The following is a 16,301-nucleotide window of genomic DNA, read 5'->3' as shown; positions in this document are numbered from 1 at the left end:
TATTACTTTTTTCAGGGTTTTTTCGATACCCGATTACTCTTTTAATAACCGCTTAAATCGTTCGGAAATTCACATCCCTTCTACTGTTTAAACCGTTTACTCTTTCGATTACAACACAAAACCGCTGACTCAAGAATCAGCGGTTTTATACAATTAACGCATTGTAGGGAATAATAATACATCACGAATGGATTGAGCATCAGTCAACAGCATAACTAAGCGATCGATTCCGATACCTAAACCGCCTGTTGGTGGCATCCCATATTCTAAAGCTTCTAGGAAATCTTCATCTACACCGTGGGCTTCATCATCGCCCGCTTCCCGTTGCTTTTCTTGATCTTCAAAACGAGCACGTTGATCAATTGGATCATTCAGCTCAGTAAAAGCATTTGCGAACTCTTTACCAATAATAAATAGTTCAAAACGATCAGTAAAACGAGGATCCTCTGCGTTTTTCTTGGCTAGTGGCGAAACTTCTACCGGGTGACCATATACAAATGTTGGTTGCTGTAAGGTATCTTCAACAAAGGTTTCAAAGAATTCGTTGATAATATGACCCACTGCCATAGCATCGGTAATCTCAACGTTATGTTCTTTTGCTAAGGCGCGAGCTTCTTCTAGCGACATTTCTTTCCAGAAATCTACTCCTGTCACTTCTTTAATACCATCTACCATATGGAGACGTTTAAATTCACCACCAAGATGGACTTCTTGTCCATCATAGCTTAGGTCCGTTGTGCCTAAGACTTTTTCGGCAGCATTTTGAATAATTCCTTCAGTTAGAACCATCACGTCCCGATAATCGGTATAAGCAGTATACGCTTCTAGCATCGTAAACTCTGGATTGTGGGTCGTATCGATTCCTTCATTACGGAAAACGCGGCTGATTTCGTAGACTTTTTCCATGCCACCTACGATTAGTCGTTTCAAATGAAGTTCCAGCGCAATCCGTAAATACAGATCCATGTCTAAAGCATTGTGGTGCGTAATGAACGGACGGGCTGCTGCTCCACCAGCTTCATTATGCAAAACCGGTGTTTCAACTTCGATATAACCTAAACCGTCCAAGTAGCGACGGATCTCTGAAATGATTTGGCTTCTCTTCATAAAACGATCAAAGCTATCACGATTACTAATTAAATCCAGGTAACGTTGACGATAGCGTTGCTCAACGTTAGTCAAGCCATGATATTTATCTGGCAGTGGACGTAGGGCTTTGGAAAGTAATGTCACTGCTTTAGCTTTGATTGTCAACTCGCCCATATCTGTTTTCATGATTTGGCCAGAGACACCAAAAAAATCGCCTAAGTCAGCGTGCTTAAATACATCATACATTTCTTCGCCAACTTCATCTTTGCGGACATAGATTTGGATTTGGCCTTCGCGATCTTGCAAATGGGCAAAAGCGACCTTTCCTTTACCGCGTTTCGTCATCAAACGACCGGCTACTGTACCAGTCAAATTCATCTCATTCAATTCTTCTTTTGTTCGTTGATCAAATAGTTCATGTAGTTCCTTTGAATTATGGGTCCGTTCAAAGCGAGCACCAAAAGGATCGACGCCTTGTTCTCTTAGACTCTCCATTTTTTCACGACGAACGATCATTTGGTCGTTTAAATCTTCCAAATGCTGTTGTTCTTCACTCACGTGGGTTCCTCCGTTCTTGTCTTTCATCTCTTGTCTATAATGCCACATTAAAAAGAAAAAAAGCAAGTAGCTTAGGGAAATTGCTCCATTTGTTTCAATCTCCCTAAGTACTCCCCTTTACACTGCGCTTAGCGCCTGCTGTTTTTCAACAAAGGCATCTAGTAACTCAACAATTGTCTGCTGGGTTTCAGCTTGGTTAATCGCAACCTTGACTTTAGCTGCTCGCGGAATTCCCTTTAAATAGTAGGCAGCATGTTGCCGAAACTCGCGAGCTGCTACTTTTTCACCTTTTAAATCTACTAATCGCTGCAGGTGGACTTTAGCCGTTGCAATCTTTGCGGCTGGCGTCGGTTCTGGAATCAGTTCGCCGGTGGCTAAATAATGTTGGGTCTGGTGAATCATCCAAGGATTACCTAAAGCGGCGCGGCCAATCATCACGCCATCAGCACCTACCTCTTCCAACATCCGTTTGGCATCTTCCGGTGTTCGTACATCACCATTACCCATGAAAGGAATCGTTAAGTGATGTTTGACTTCTTTTAAAATTTCCCAGTTCGCTTTGCCTTCATACATTTGAACACGCGTCCGGCCGTGCATCGCAATTGCGGCTGCACCGCCCGCCTCAGCTGCCAACGCATTTTGGACAGCGAAAACATGCTGATCATCCCAGCCAATCCGCATCTTAACCGTGACGGGAATATCAACAGCTGATGTTACCGCTTGAACCATTTCGTGTACTTTATCCGGGTCAAGCAGCCACTTAGCGCCTGCTTCAGCTTTAATCACTTTATTAACCGGACAACCCATATTGATGTCAATGATGTCGGCTTCAGTATGATCCTGGACAAATTTAGCTGCCTCCACCAAGCTATCCTTATTCCCACCAAAAATCTGAACACTTAACGGATGTTCTCGCTCATCAATATAGAGCATTTCTAAGGTTTTTTTATTACGGAAGTGAATCCCTTGGTCACTAATCATTTCACAGACGACTAAGCCCGCCCCAAACTCTTTAACAGTTACTCGAAAAGCAGCATTAGTGATGCCAGCCATTGGGGCAACGACGACTCGATTAGGAATTTCGATATTCCCAATTTTCCACGTTTGTTCCATTATAGTCCCCCTGCTTCTTTTCTCAGTTCCGTCAAATCGGTTTCATCGTACTCATATTTATTTTCGCAGAATTGGCAAACCGCTTCAGCTCCGTGATCTTCATCAATCATCGCTTGGATTTCATCAGGCCCAAGTGTAATAATTGCGCGGGCAAATTTTTCTTTTGAACAGTCACATTTGAATTGGACTGGACTTTTTTCCAAAATTTCTAGTTCTTCACCTAACAAAGCCCGAAGAATATCTTCCGGAGTAGCACCAGCATCTAGTTGCTTAGAAACCAACGGCGTATCTACTAAAGCCGCTTCTAAGCGAGTAATCGTTTCTTCCGTAGCACCAGGCATCAATTGGATCATAAAACCGCCAGCTGTTTTGATACTATCATCTGTATCTACTAGTACGCTTAACCCTACTGATGAAGGAATCTGTTCAGAGACAGCCAAATAATAAGTAAAATCTTCCCCTAGTTCACCGGAAACCAGCGGTGTTTGACCAGAAAAGGGTTCTTTCAACCCTAAGTCTTTAATGACTGTCAACATTCCTTGAGTCCCAACTGCGCCACGCACGTCGATTTTTCCTTGTGGATTCAATGGTAAACTGATATGAGGGTTTTGCAGATAGCCCTTAGTCTCACCTTTGCCATTGCTATCTACAATGATCGCGCCGGCTGGTCCGTTGCCCTCGACTTTGACGGTTAAGCGATCATCGCCTTTTAACGTTGCCCCCAGCAAAATAGCCCCTACCATCGTCCGGCCTAAGGCTGCAGAAGCGGTGTTCCAAGTATCATGGCGTCGTTGCGCCTCACGAATCGTATCGGTTGCTTTGACAGCATATGCTCGGACAAAGCCGTCAGCTGCCAACGCTTTTACTAAATAATCTTCCATGTCATTTCTCCTTTATCAATCCATTAGTCGATCATACAAGCATTCTAGTGGTTTTTCAAGATATCTTTTTGAAAAACGATCTTTTTATAAACAAGCAGTCACTCTAGAGTGGATTTTAGCACAAAAAGCATTTGCTGTTCACCCTTACTGCCTTACGGGAGCTTTAGCAACAAAAAAGCCAGAACACTTTATGTGTCCTGACTCTTGTTAAGCTTATTTGTAACGATCTTCGAAGTTATTCCGGTCATAGTCCGATTTATCTTCGTCTTGGACCTTATGCTCAGTTTCATCAGAAGCCAGTTTCACTTCTTCTGCTTCATCGGACAATTCCTTTTTAGCATCTTCAAAGTCTTGACGTTCTTCCGCTTGTTTTTGGGCATCTTTTTCTTCCAATGCCCGTTTAGCTTCTTCAAACGTTTGAGCTTTTTCGCTAGGGAACTCGCCTTGCTCAGAACCTTCTGGCATTTTACCTTCTTCAAATAAAGACTTGATTGCTTTGGCATCCAATGTTTCAAATTCCAATAACTTCTCGGCAATCAGTTTATGTTGATCGCGATGAGCTTCAATGATCTCATGGGCTTTTTGATGGGCATCCATCAAAATCTTGCGCACTTCTTGGTCGATCTCAAAAGCAACTTGTTCAGAATAAGCTTTGGTTTGACCATAGTCACGGCCAACAAAGACTTGATGGTTTCCTTCATACTGAACTGGACCTAATTTGTCGCTCATTCCATATTCAGTGACCATGCTTCGAGCTAAAGCTGTTGCTTGCTCAAAGTCATTAGAAGCACCAGTAGACTGAACACCGAAGATGATTTCTTCTGCTGTACGTCCGCCTAGTAACCCTACGATTTGTTCAAACATATCTTCCTTGGTCATTAAGAATTGGTCTTCTTTCGGCAAAGCAATCATATAACCGCCTGCGCGACCCCGAGGAATGATGGTTACTTTGTGGACGACCCGAGCGCGGCTTAGAACTAAACCAACGATGGTATGTCCTGCTTCGTGATAAGCAACCATTTCGCGTTCTTTTTTGCTGATGACACGGTCTTTTTTAGCAGGTCCCGCAATCACGCGGTCTTCTGCTTCATCCACGTCAGAAGCATCAATTTTCTTCTTGTTACGACGAGCTGCTACTAAAGCTGCTTCGTTCAAGACGTTTTCCAGATCCGCACCGGCAAAGCCTGGTGTTTGTTGGGCAACGACTTTCAAATCAACATCATCTGCTAGCGGTTTGTTCCGAGCGTGAACTCGTAAAATTGCTTCACGACCCTTCACGTCTGGACGACCCACTAAGATTTGACGGTCAAAACGACCTGGACGCAGCAAGGCTGGATCCAAAACATCTGAACGGTTCGTTGCAGCAATGACGATTACGCCTTCATTACCATCAAAACCATCCATCTCAACCAGTAATTGGTTTAAGGTTTGTTCACGTTCATCGTGACCGCCCCCCATACCAGCACCACGTTGACGACCAACCGCATCGATTTCATCGATAAAGATAATCGCAGGCGCATTTTTCTTCGCCGTTTCAAACAAGTCACGGACACGAGATGCCCCGACCCCGACAAACATTTCCACAAAATCCGAACCAGAAATAGAGTAGAACGGTACACCGGCTTCACCAGCGACAGCTTTTGCTAGTAAGGTTTTACCAGTTCCGGGAGGACCCTCTAATAGAACCCCTGCTGGAATCCGCGCACCTAGTTCAACAAAACGGCGTGGATCTTTTAAGAATTCTACTACTTCAACTAATTCTTGTTTTTCTTCTTCAGCACCGGCTACGTCTGAGAAACGCACGCGGTTGGCTTTTTTGTCAGCTTCTTTGGCTTTTGACTTACCAAAGTTCATGACCCGGCCGCCACCACCGCCACCGCCGCCTTGTTGTCCCATCATCATGTAGAACAAGAAGATCATGAAGACTAACGGTAAGAAGCTGACTAATAGCGTAATCCAAACGCCGCTGTTAGACTCTTCTTTAGCAGTCAATGGTGTATTTGATTGACTTGCCTTACTATTGATTTCCGCTAACGTGGAATCATTCGGTAAAACAACCGTGGTAAAGGCTTTTGTTTGGACTTCTGTTGAGCCCCAAAGAGCTAGACCGCCGCTATTTTCAACTTGCTGCTGCTCTTTATATTGACCGGTGATCCGGTAAACGCCATTCGCTGGTTGAATGGTTAGATTTTTGATTTTCCCATCTTCTAATTGTTGGGTAAAGGTGGAATACTCGATGTCTGGTGATTGATCATTGCTGTTACCAAAAATGAAGTAAACAACCATGACCATCGCAAGGATCACGAGCAGATAATATAAGGTATTTTTCATCATACCATTACCTTTTTTGTTCATACTTGACCTCCCTGTCTCATTGTTTTTGTTTTATCAATCCTGACCAATTTTATTGTACCATAACGCCGCAGGTTGAGGCATTAATTTGATTGGTAAACTTCAGGTTTCAAAACACCGACGTAAGGAAGATTTCGGTAGGCTTCTGCATAATCTAGCCCGTAACCCACCACAAACTCGTTAGGGACGTTGAAAGCGACATAATCTGCTTCGATTTCCACTACGCGCCCTTCTGGCTTATCCAGTAAGGTCACGATTTTAACAGAGTTGGCTTGACGATATTTAAACAGGTCCACCAAATACGATAATGTTCGCCCACTATCGATAATATCTTCTACAATCAGGATATCCCGACCTTTTACATTGGTATCTAAATCTTTCAGGATCTTGACTTCTCCAGAAGAAATAGTGGCATTACCATAACTGGATACATCCATGAAATCCATTTCCAAATAGGTATCGATTTCACGCACAATATCGGCCATAAAAGGTACTGCACCTTTTAAAATCCCGATAACTAAAGGATTTTTCCCAGCATAATCTTCTGTCAGTTGTTTTCCTAATTCAGCGGATTTCGCTAAAATTTCTTCTTTTGTGATCAATACTTCTTGAATGTCTTTTTCTAGCATGAGGATCTCCTTCCAATTTACTTCCTTTCCTCTCGGCGAAAGTGAAGTCTGTACAGTATTTTATCAGTTTCTTGGGGAATACTCAAATAAGAATTGACCTTAGGCACCACCCATAACAGCTGTTCCTTTTCGTCTGCCACCAACCATGTTTGATCCCGTTCAGCGTTGGGGACTTTCTGGTCAATGAACAGTCGGCTGATTTTTTTATGAAAACCTTGCGGCAGCTGAATTTGGTCACCAGCTTTACGGTGCCGAACTGTCAGGGGTAACGCCACTTGCGGCAATAATAGTTCATAGGCTGACCAAGTAGCCACCTGTGGAGGTAGCTCCAAAGAGGTTGTTTGCGGCAATAAGGTCAGCCACTCGGTTTCTGACAAAAAAATCGCCTCGAATGGCTGCAACTGATAGATATGACTCGCCGGTGCTGCTTGTTTGATGGTAAGCGCGAAGCTCCCATAGCTTTTCGTCAAAACAAGATTTTCCGGCAACGTAACTTGCACCTGTGGCTTATCGCTTTGTAACGCTTTCAACATCTCAGTCACGTGCTGATCGGTAAACTGATCAATTGCGTCACCCACCACTTCCGCCAAATAGGCTCGCAAAACATTTTGCTGCCGTGCAGCCGACAGCTTCAAAAAGATCCCTAAATCACCCTGCTTCTTCTGAAAAACCTGCTGACAATCAAGGATTGCCATTTCCGTCAGGATTTCATCAGCATATTGGATTTTTTGGGAGAAAGTATGAATTTTTTGTAAAAAACGTGGATTTTCTTCTTTAAGTAGAGGGATAACTCGTTGTCGCAGGCGATTACGAGTAAAAGCCAGCTGCTGGTTCGTATCATCTTCCCAGTAAGACCAGCCCTTTTCTTGGGCTTCCCGTAGCAGCTCTGCTTTAGAAAAGCCTAGTAAGGGACGTACTAGGCGCCCCGTAGCAAAAGAGCGTTGTGGTAAAATTCCCGCATAGCCCTTTAAAGAGCTCCCTCTCACTAGTCGTTGCAAAACCGTTTCAGCTAAGTCATCCCCATGATGAGCCGTCAGCAAGACTTCATAGCCCTCCGCTTCCATCACTTCTGCAAAAAATTGATAACGAAAAGCGCGAGCGGCTGCTTCACTTTTTACTGGTAGTTCCCAGGTCGTCGTGTAAAAAGGAACCTCAAATTGCTGACACATAGTTGCCAGCGCTGCTTGCTCGCTAGCAGCCGCTAGACGCCAATTATGATTTACATGAACAACCGCTAATTGTTGCGTTTCCTCACGACACCAGTTAAGGAGCCAGTGAAACAAAACGATTGAATCTACGCCACCTGAAACTGCCACCAAAAGGCGCTCCTTAGAGTTTATCAATCCTGCTAATCGTTGTCGGAATTGAATTTCTTGCATATTCTCACCTATTTTCTTATTAAAATCGAACAAAAAAGAGGCGGGACGCGATTATCGTCCCAGCCTCTGTTTTAATTGCGACGGCCGCCACGACCACCGCGTTTGCCTTCGGTATTGCGTTTCAATGAAGATAAGCGATCATCGCTATCTTTCAAAAATGAACTCATCAAAGAGTCAAAATCTTGCTTACCGCCTTTATTGGCAGGAGCATTAAATGGTTTTTTTGAAGTTGGACGTGGTCCGCGATCACGAGGTCGAAATTCTTTCTTCGGCGCAGCGTCTTCTTGTGCTTTACGAATAGATAGACCGATCTTGCCGTCATCCCCAACACTTGTTACTTTTACTGTAACCTCATCTCCAACAGTTAGCACATCATGGATATCCTTTACATAGCCGTTTGATACTTCGCTGATATGCACCAACCCGGTCTTGCCTTCTCCTAGATCAATAAATGCACCAAAATTTGTGATCCCGGATACTTTTCCTGGCAATTTCGCCCCTACTTCAATTGACATAAAAAAATGTTTCCTCCTTAAAAATCTCTACCCTTTTTATTCACATCTACTTAGAAGAATCTGTAGATGAAGATGTTTGTGATTCTGTTTGACTCTCAGAAATTGGATAAATTTGTTCATTATCCTTTGAAAGCAAGTATTTGCTGCGTGCCAGTTTTGCGATATAATCATCATCTTTTAGCAAAGCTACTTCTTTTTCTAAAGCTGCTTTTTGCGTACTGACAGTCTCTGCCTCTTTTTGCAAAGCAATTTTATCTGCTTCGCGCGCTTGCAATTCCTGATGGTCTTGTACCAACCGAAATCCAGAGATGCCGAAAATCACTAAGGCAACTAAAAAAACGACAGCTAAACGGCGACGACGAAAAATAATCTGCTTATTCTGTTGTTGAAAACGGGCATATTGTTCCTTCGCATAGTCCGTGTGGATTGCTGCAACTTTTTTCTGTCTACTCATTTGATTCGCTCCACTCGATTTTGGTATGTCGCTTCATTATACCAACATCTTGAAAGGTTGTCTAATGCTAATTTGTTGAGTTTTCAACCCTTGTTTCTTGTAAAATGCGGTACATATCCTGAGCTGCTTCTTTCTTAGTGGACTCTTGCAGCTGTGTCACTTCCACTTCTAATACCTTATTCCCAAATTGGATTTTGACTTGATCCCCCACTTTAACCGTACTTGAGGATTTTGCCAAAATTCCGTTGATTTGAATACGACCCTTATCTGCCACTTCTTTAGCAACAGTTCGCCGTTTGATGATTCGTGAAACCTTTAAAAACTTATCTAAGCGCATCTTTTTTCCTCCCTATACGTAAAAGCTTGCTGCCGTATGGTAACAGCAACCATTCTCTAATACTAAAGACCCGCAGCCGGATCATACACCATAATAACACGCTAGCGCCCCAGAAAACACCGCCAATCGCGGCTAATAAACTAGTCCCGCGATGCCACTGACTCATAATCAAGGTGAGAGCTCCTTCATAAACGAATAACGCTACTACCATTGCTAACAGACTCAGTCCTAGGCGCCACCAGTAACCATCCCGCCGCCAAACTTTGATTTTTGTAACCACGATCAGACTGATCAGACAGCCTGCCAAACCTAAAAGGGTAGACCAGCTCGCTCCCACTAGACCGAATTGTCTGGTTAAAGGATAGGACGTAACTCCCTTTAGAATCAAGCCAAGTACCACCGAAAGGATCGGTGCTAAAAAGCGGTTCTGACTCTGACTGATATTTTGATACGTCTGGATCAACCCCATCAAAAAGATGGCAAAAACAAACAATCCTATAGCAGCATTACCGGCATTATCCTTGAAAAGGGCATAGTTAACGTAGGGAAGCAGCAGCGCTAAACCTAGCGAAGCGGCCAAGCCAATGGCTGCGGTCAAACGAAGATATTGCTGAGCATGCTGGGTAAAGCGGTGCTGTTCTTTGGCTACAAATGCTTTAACTAGCATGGGTAAAAAAGTTGACCCTAAGGCTAACGCCAACACTAGACCCAATTGGACCAACGGCTGCCCTCGGTCATAAATCCCTTTTGCTACTTTGGCCGCCTGATCGGTCATACCGCTCGCTACCAAAGCATTTTTAACTACAAAAGAATCCACTAACTGAAACAAAATCAGCAAAGAGCCATACAATATCACCAAACCGCCCTCTAAAAGAAAACGTCGGATAAAGCGCGGTTCAATCGCTTCACCTTTAACAGAATAACGGATGCTAGGCTGTTGCCATTTTTTTTGATAATAGCGCAACACGAGCCAGGCGCCAAAACCGCCCACCAAACCGCCTAGCATCGCACCCGTTCCAGTTTGATAAACATCCTGTCCTAAAGTGAAAGTATAGGCTGCGCAAAGAATGATCCCTACCCGCAAGCATTGTTCTACCACCTGCGACACAGCAGTGGGGACGACCCACATATTACCTTGATAACGGCCACGATAAAAGGCTAAGGGCGGTACCAGTAGAAAAACTAGCGAAGCCATCCGAATCAGCGGGGCCAGAGCCGCATCCCCCATTTGGGCTGCCAAAAAGTCAGCACCGCCAAAAATGCTAGCTGCTAAGGAGACCGATAACCAAAAGACAACGGGGTAGAGACTTTTGAGCCGCCGAACCTGAATTTGCGGATCCGGTGTTTCGGCTACGACCTTGGATAAAAAGAGCGGTAGTCCCGACAAAGCTAAGGTCATCGCTAATCCGTAGATTGGATACACTTGCTGATAAACATAAAAGCCTTCATCTCCTACGATATTCTGAAAGGGCACGCGGTAAATTGCACTGAGGATTTTTACCAGAAAAGAAGCCACTGTTAACACTGCGGCGCCTTGCATCATTGAACGCATTTCTTTAGGCGCCATGAACGTCATCCTTCACTCGGTATTTTTCTTCCCGTAATGCGGCAGTAAAAGCTGCTAACTCTTGCAGCAAGACTGCTTGCGGCTGATTTTGCGGAATCGTCAAACGAATCGTCATTTTTTCCTTTTCCACCGCTAGGCCAGCCTTTAGCTTTGTAGCTGCCAGCGCTTCGAAAAGTTGTTCTACGCTGTATGTTTTAGTTCCAGCTTTGCTGAGTACAAAGATGATTTGTTGTTTTTGCTTACGGATACTTTCTAATAGTGCCCGGTCACCATCCATCTTCAAGCGACCAACCGCTAATAAGTAGGCAACCTCATCTGGGTATTCACCAAAACGATCCAGCAGATCCGCTTCCAGTTCGTCATACATTTCCATGGATTCCAATTGGCGGATTCGTTTATAAATCTCAATTTTTTGACGCTCATCTGTAATATAGCTAGACGGCAGATACGCATCGATGCCCAGATCAATCTCCACAGAAGTTCGTTCTTCTTGAATATTTTTTCCTTGCTTGCGTGCAACAGCTTCCGAAAGCATTTGTGAGTACATATCAAAGCCGACTGCATCAATAAAGCCATGCTGTTGCGCGCCTAACAGGTTACCAGCACCACGAATGGACAGGTCACGCATCGCAATTTTAAAGCCCGAACCTAGTTCTGTAAAATCTTTAATGGCTTGCAGACGTTTTTCGCTCACCTCAGTCAGGACTTTTTGTGGTTCGTACATAAAGTAGGCATAAGCCACGCGGTTACTACGACCAACTCGGCCCCGTAACTGATAAAGAGTGGACAATCCCATATAATCAGCATTTTCGACAAATAACGTGTTGACATTAGGAATATTCACGCCGGTTTCAATGATGGTAGTAGTTACTAGTACATCATATTCTCCTTCAATAAAATCCATCAACACATTCTCTAGCTGAATTTCGGTCATTTGGCCGTGGGCATGAGCAATCCTAGCATCAGGCACTAACGCTTGGATTTCTTCAACTTTCTTTTCAATAGTATCGACGCGATTATATAGGTAGAAAACTTGCCCATCTCGCGCCATTTCCCGCTCAATTGCTTCGCGAATTGCGCCTGGATTTTTTTCCATGACATAGGTCTGAACGGGATAACGATCAGCCGGCGGTGTTTCAATTACTGACAAATCCCGCACACCTAACATCGACATGTGTAAAGTTCGCGGAATCGGGGTAGCCGTCAAAGTCAACACATCAACTTGCGAGCGTAATTGTTTTAGTCGCTCTTTATGCTTAACGCCAAATCGCTGTTCTTCATCAATAATCAAAAGCCCTAAATCACTAAAGGTAATATCTTGTGACAACAGGCGATGAGTGCCCACCACGATATCCACTTGACCTTTTTTCAGTTCTTCAATTGTCTCATTCTGCTGTTTTTTTGTGCGAAAGCGGCTCAGCATTCCCACTTCTACGGGGAAATTTACAAAGCGCTCGATCATCGTTTCATAGTGCTGCTGCGCCAAAATTGTAGTCGGAACTAAAAAGGCGACTTGCTTACCATCTTGAATTGCTTTAAAAGCTGCCCGCAGCGCGACTTCCGTCTTCCCATAACCAACGTCTCCCACTAGCAGACGATCCATTGGCCGCGCCTTTTCCATATCCCGCTTAATTTCTGCAATACTGCGAAGCTGATCATCCGTTTCACTGTATGGAAAAGCGGCTTCAAACTCTTGCTGATAGCTATTATCCGGCGGAAACGCATGGCCCTTTTCCGATTCCCGCTGTGCATATAACTGAATCAAGTCATCCGCAATGTCTTCAATCTTGGCAGATACTTTGCGTTTTGTCTTAGTCCATTCACTCCCGCCAAGGCGATTGATACGAGGGGCCTTCGCCTCTGAAGCAACATATTTCTGGATCAAGTTCAGCTGGGTAACCGGAATAAAAAGCTTGTCGTCATTTTGATACAGAATCGTCATATAATCCTGGTGGACCCCATCGACCTCTAGCGTTTCCATGCCGATGTATTGACCAATCCCGTGATTCGCATGAACGACGTAATCGCCAGGCTTCAATTCAGTATAACTTTTCAGGCGTTCAGCATTAGAGACTGTTTGACGCCGTGCTCGTTTTTTAGTGGTCTGATGGAAAATTTCCTTTTCTGTGATGACAACGAGTTTATCTTGTGTCAATTCAAACCCGCTTTGCAAAGCTCCTGGTACGATTTGGATCGTTTTAGGCAGTAATTGATCACTTCGGGTATTAACCGCTCGAATATCAAAATCCCGTAGTAATGCGGCAACTTTTTCGCCTCGTTCAGGTGTCGGCACTAAAATAATGACGGTCTCCGCCTGTTTTTGCCAGCGGTCCATTTCTGTCTTTAATAAAGGCAGCTGCCCAAAAAACTGCTGCATGCTCCGATAATGAAATTGATGGATCCCTTGGAAGCGCAAGTTCCCCATACCTTTATGAAATAAAGATAAGTAACTAGCTTGTGGATGCTTTTTCATTTGATCTCTGAAGTCCAAACCAAAAGATTGTTCTGGAAACACACGCAGCTCTTCAATTTTTTGCGTTTGCCAGTTGGCTTCCTCTTGTTCCAGTGTTCGTTCCATTTCTAGGATTCGCGGATAATCATCAACAAAAAACTGCGCTGCGTCTTCAAGATAATCCAGTAAAGTTGCTGGTTGTTCATAAAGATAGCTCAAATAAAGCTGCGCTTGGTCAGTGGGAATACCTGCCTCCCACTCCGCCACTAGCTGACTAAAATACTGATCTAAAAACTGCTGATCTGTTTCGGACGCTACGGCTAAGCGTTTAGAAAGATCATGATTCAAACGCGCCGGCGCTTGTGCTAAGTCCGTCGTTGAAAAAACCAGTTCGGTAACCGGCGCAATTGTGACTGCCTCTAAATTTTCAATTGAACGTTGCGTGTCGGCTTCAAAGTAACGCAAAGAATCGATTTCGATATCAAATAATTCCACCCGAACCGGATATTCAGTATCCAGTGGGTAAACATCAATAATGCTCCCGCGAATACTAAACTCACCTGGACGTCCCACCATACTCTGCCGTTCATATCCCATCAAAACAAGCGTTTGTGCCAATTGATCAAGCTCGACTTCGGTACCTAACGCCCAATCTAAATGAGCTTTTTGCCAAGTTTTGGGTTGTGGCAAGAATTTCCGCAGTCCTGCTACCGGTGCCACGACTACACCTGCCTTACCTGACAGTAAAAAATCAAGAGTAGCAACACGTTCACTGCGAGCCTCTGGCGATGCAAAAGCCATCTCTGCTGAGAGAACCTCGTCAACTGGAAATTGATGAACTTGTTCTTCAGGCAAAATATTGCGTAAATCTTCTGCCAATTGATTGGCATGGTAAAGGTTAGGCACCACAATCAATGTCTGCCGGGCTTTTTCAATGGCTGCCGCCATCATGACCGTTTTGGCCGAACCTGCGAGTCCAATCACTAATTGACGACCCTCAGCAAGCGTCCAATCCTTAAAGGCGGAGCTTTTAGCTGCCAGTGTTAAAAGATCCATTCGTTTGCCCTCCTTTCCTAATTATAGCGATTCATCGTATCAATGAAACTGTTATCATCCAAATAGTAATCTGTTGCATCCGCTGCCATTTTCATTGCGATTTCCATTTCTGCTTGTTTGCTTTTAGGAAAAGGACTCAAAACATGATGCACTACTGTATCTCGACCTTCCGGGCGACCAATACCAATTTTAACCCGTTTAAAGGTTTGCGTACCTAGATGCTGCATAATACTCTTCATGCCATTATGCCCACCGGCGCTGCCTTTTTCCCGCAAGCGAATTCGCCCCGGTTCCATGTCAAGGTCATCATAAATCACCACTAGTTCCTCAGGTAAAAGCCCAAAATAGGTCATTAAAGGGCCGACTGCACGCCCAGACTCGTTCATAAAGGTCTGTGGCTTAACCAACAGGATTTTTTCCGTCCCTTGGAAAAATTCTGCTACTTCAGCTTCAAAAGGATTCTTTTTAAAAGTTACCTGATGGCGTCGGGCTAACTCATCAACGGTTTGAAATCCCACGTTATGTTTGGTTGCGGCATATTTTGAACCTGGATTGCCTAATCCAACGATCATTTTCATAGTGAACTCCTTACTGCTTTCAAAGCAACACAAAATAGCTGGGTTGTCTATGCCAACCCAGTTTTACTCTTATTAGTATACCATAAATCCTCATGTGGTACCGTTGGGAAACGTTAAGTTTCTCTAAAAATAGTACAGTTTAAAAAACTGTACTATTTTCATAAGCGTATTTCGTGACAAATCGCACAATAAGTGCTAGCATTGATTTCGTAAGCAACATATTAAAGCAAAAGGAAGGACTGATCGTTGATGACCGCTGCATTAGAAGTGAAAGACCATCAAAAAGTCATTTTAGTAGGAGATGGCGCTGTAGGCTCCAGTTATGCATTTGCGCTTGTGACACAAAATATTGCCCAAGAAATTGGCATCGTAGATATCAATGCTAAGAAAACTGAAGGAGATGCGATTGACCTTTCTCACGCATTAGCCTTTACATCCCCTAAAAAGATTTATGCTGCCAGCTATGCTGACTGTCACGACGCGGACCTTGTTGTCATTACTGCTGGCGCACCACAAAAACCTGGTGAAACCCGCTTAGACTTGGTACACAAAAACTTGAAAATTTTAAAGGGCATCGTTACTGAAATCGTTGATTCTGGTTTCAACGGGATCTTCTTAGTAGCTGCTAACCCTGTTGATATTTTGACTTATGCTACTTGGAAATTCTCTGGCTTCCCTAAAGAACGCGTTATCGGTTCTGGTACTTCTCTAGATTCTGCTCGTTTCCGTCAAGCTATCGCTGAACTTGTCGATGTTGATGCTCGTAATGTCCATGCCTACATCTTAGGCGAACATGGTGATACTGAATTCCCAGTTTGGTCTCATGCCAATGTCGCCGGCTTACAAATTTACGAATGGGTCAAAAATAATCCTGAAGTTGATGAAGAAGCAATGGTTAACTTGTTCTTCAGCGTGCGCGACGCCGCTTATACCATCATTGACAAAAAAGGGGCTACTTTCTATGGCATCGCCGTTGCCTTAGCACGAATCACGAAAGCAATCCTTGATGATGAAAACTCTGTCTTACCATTATCTGTTTATTTAGATGGACAATACGGTCAAGAAGGAATCTTTATTGGTGCACCAGCTGTTGTAAACCGTCAAGGGATCAAACAAGTGATTGAAATTCCTTTATCTGACTCTGAAAAAGACCGGATGGAAGCTTCTGCCAGCGCTCTGAAAGAAGTTATCGATACTGCCTTTGCTCAATTAGACAACGAATAATTAACGCAAAAGATCCATGTACCGAAATTTGGTACATGGATCTTTTTTTATTAGCAAATAGTTGGCTAACCGGAACTTAGTTAAATAGGCTGAAGCTTAAAAACAAGCACCGCTTTT

The 16,301-nt window shown here is 43.9% G+C and carries 13 protein-coding genes; 1 reads left to right on the top strand and 12 read right to left on the bottom strand.

Annotated elements, in window-relative coordinates:
• Positions 1-153: 153 nt before the first annotated feature.
• From lysS to pth, 12 genes are all read right to left on the bottom strand, one after another.
• The gene (lysS, locus tag ECA01S_RS12990; RefSeq protein WP_067396271.1) at positions 154-1,647 is read right to left on the bottom strand and encodes a lysine--tRNA ligase; all 1,494 of its coding nucleotides are present in this window, start codon (positions 1,645-1,647) and stop codon (positions 154-156) included.
• 117 nt (positions 1,648-1,764) lie between these two features.
• Positions 1,765-2,760, bottom strand: coding sequence for a tRNA dihydrouridine synthase DusB (dusB, locus tag ECA01S_RS12985; protein WP_067396267.1), 996 nt, complete (start codon positions 2,758-2,760; stop codon positions 1,765-1,767).
• Entirely contained in the window at positions 2,760-3,641 is an 882-nt protein-coding gene (gene hslO, locus ECA01S_RS12980) for an Hsp33 family molecular chaperone HslO (RefSeq protein ID WP_067396264.1), read from the bottom strand. Before hslO ends, dusB begins: the two co-directional genes overlap by 1 nt.
• A 213-nt stretch (positions 3,642-3,854) precedes the next feature.
• The gene (gene ftsH / locus ECA01S_RS12975) at positions 3,855-5,996 is read right to left on the bottom strand and encodes an ATP-dependent zinc metalloprotease FtsH (RefSeq protein WP_067396260.1); all 2,142 of its coding nucleotides are present in this window, start codon (positions 5,994-5,996) and stop codon (positions 3,855-3,857) included.
• A gap of 80 nt (positions 5,997-6,076) precedes the next feature.
• Complete coding sequence (gene hpt / locus ECA01S_RS12970; protein WP_067396257.1) at positions 6,077-6,622, bottom strand: hypoxanthine phosphoribosyltransferase; 546 nt, start codon at positions 6,620-6,622, stop codon at positions 6,077-6,079.
• Between the two features lie 17 nt (positions 6,623-6,639).
• Positions 6,640-8,001 carry a tRNA lysidine(34) synthetase TilS gene (gene tilS, locus ECA01S_RS12965; RefSeq protein ID WP_071858998.1) on the bottom strand — a complete coding sequence of 454 codons (1,362 nt, stop codon included), beginning with the start codon at positions 7,999-8,001 and terminating at the stop codon, positions 6,640-6,642.
• A 71-nt stretch (positions 8,002-8,072) separates the two neighbouring features.
• Positions 8,073-8,516 carry a S1 domain-containing RNA-binding protein gene (locus ECA01S_RS12960; RefSeq protein WP_067396251.1) on the bottom strand — a complete coding sequence of 148 codons (444 nt, stop codon included), beginning with the start codon at positions 8,514-8,516 and terminating at the stop codon, positions 8,073-8,075.
• Between the two features lie 46 nt (positions 8,517-8,562).
• On the bottom strand, positions 8,563-8,970 hold the full coding sequence (locus tag ECA01S_RS12955; protein ID WP_067396248.1) for an FtsB family cell division protein: 408 nt from the start codon (positions 8,968-8,970) through the stop codon (positions 8,563-8,565).
• Between the two features lie 67 nt (positions 8,971-9,037).
• Positions 9,038-9,307: an RNA-binding S4 domain-containing protein gene (locus ECA01S_RS12950; RefSeq protein WP_067396244.1), complete on the bottom strand. Its 270-nt coding sequence runs from the start codon at positions 9,305-9,307 to the stop codon at positions 9,038-9,040.
• Positions 9,294-10,874 (bottom strand): putative polysaccharide biosynthesis protein, encoded by a 1,581-nt coding sequence (locus ECA01S_RS12945; protein WP_067396241.1) that lies wholly within the window; start codon positions 10,872-10,874, stop codon positions 9,294-9,296. The genes ECA01S_RS12950 and ECA01S_RS12945 overlap by 14 nt, the downstream gene beginning before the upstream one ends.
• The gene (gene mfd / locus ECA01S_RS12940) at positions 10,864-14,382 is read right to left on the bottom strand and encodes a transcription-repair coupling factor (RefSeq protein ID WP_067396238.1); all 3,519 of its coding nucleotides are present in this window, start codon (positions 14,380-14,382) and stop codon (positions 10,864-10,866) included. The genes ECA01S_RS12945 and mfd overlap by 11 nt, the downstream gene beginning before the upstream one ends.
• Before the next feature lie 17 nt (positions 14,383-14,399).
• Positions 14,400-14,960, bottom strand: coding sequence for an aminoacyl-tRNA hydrolase (gene pth / locus ECA01S_RS12935; RefSeq protein ID WP_067396235.1), 561 nt, complete (start codon positions 14,958-14,960; stop codon positions 14,400-14,402).
• 249 nt (positions 14,961-15,209) lie between these two features.
• Here pth and ECA01S_RS12930 point away from each other — a divergent pair, with 249 nt between their 5' ends.
• Positions 15,210-16,184 (top strand): L-lactate dehydrogenase, encoded by a 975-nt coding sequence (locus ECA01S_RS12930; RefSeq protein WP_067396232.1) that lies wholly within the window; start codon positions 15,210-15,212, stop codon positions 16,182-16,184.
• Positions 16,185-16,301 lie beyond the last annotated feature (117 nt).

The organism is Enterococcus canis NBRC 100695 (genome assembly GCF_001544375.1).
GTDB classification, from domain to species: domain Bacteria; phylum Bacillota; class Bacilli; order Lactobacillales; family Enterococcaceae; genus Enterococcus_H; species Enterococcus_H canis.
The sequence above is the reverse complement of the archived record's forward strand: the minus strand, read 5'-3'. Positions and strand labels throughout refer to the sequence as shown.

Excerpts from the sequence above, each read along its gene's own strand:
- hpt (WP_067396257.1), bottom strand. The coding sequence starts at position 6,622 with ATGCTAGAAAAAGACATTCAAGAAGTATTGATCACAAAAGAAGAAATT.
- tilS (WP_071858998.1), bottom strand. The coding sequence starts at position 8,001 with ATGCAAGAAATTCAATTCCGACAACGATTAGCAGGATTGATAAACTCT.
- ECA01S_RS12945 (WP_067396241.1), bottom strand. The coding sequence starts at position 10,874 with ATGGCGCCTAAAGAAATGCGTTCAATGATGCAAGGCGCCGCAGTGTTA.
- dusB (WP_067396267.1), bottom strand. The coding sequence starts at position 2,760 with ATGGAACAAACGTGGAAAATTGGGAATATCGAAATTCCTAATCGAGTC.
- ECA01S_RS12950 (WP_067396244.1), bottom strand. The coding sequence starts at position 9,307 with ATGCGCTTAGATAAGTTTTTAAAGGTTTCACGAATCATCAAACGGCGA.
- mfd (WP_067396238.1), bottom strand. The coding sequence starts at position 14,382 with ATGGATCTTTTAACACTGGCAGCTAAAAGCTCCGCCTTTAAGGATTGG.
- ftsH (WP_067396260.1), bottom strand. The coding sequence starts at position 5,996 with ATGAACAAAAAAGGTAATGGTATGATGAAAAATACCTTATATTATCTG.
- ECA01S_RS12960 (WP_067396251.1), bottom strand. The coding sequence starts at position 8,516 with ATGTCAATTGAAGTAGGGGCGAAATTGCCAGGAAAAGTATCCGGGATC.
- ECA01S_RS12955 (WP_067396248.1), bottom strand. The coding sequence starts at position 8,970 with ATGAGTAGACAGAAAAAAGTTGCAGCAATCCACACGGACTATGCGAAG.
- hslO (WP_067396264.1), bottom strand. The coding sequence starts at position 3,641 with ATGGAAGATTATTTAGTAAAAGCGTTGGCAGCTGACGGCTTTGTCCGA.
- ECA01S_RS12930 (WP_067396232.1), top strand. The coding sequence starts at position 15,210 with ATGACCGCTGCATTAGAAGTGAAAGACCATCAAAAAGTCATTTTAGTA.
- pth (WP_067396235.1), bottom strand. The coding sequence starts at position 14,960 with ATGAAAATGATCGTTGGATTAGGCAATCCAGGTTCAAAATATGCCGCA.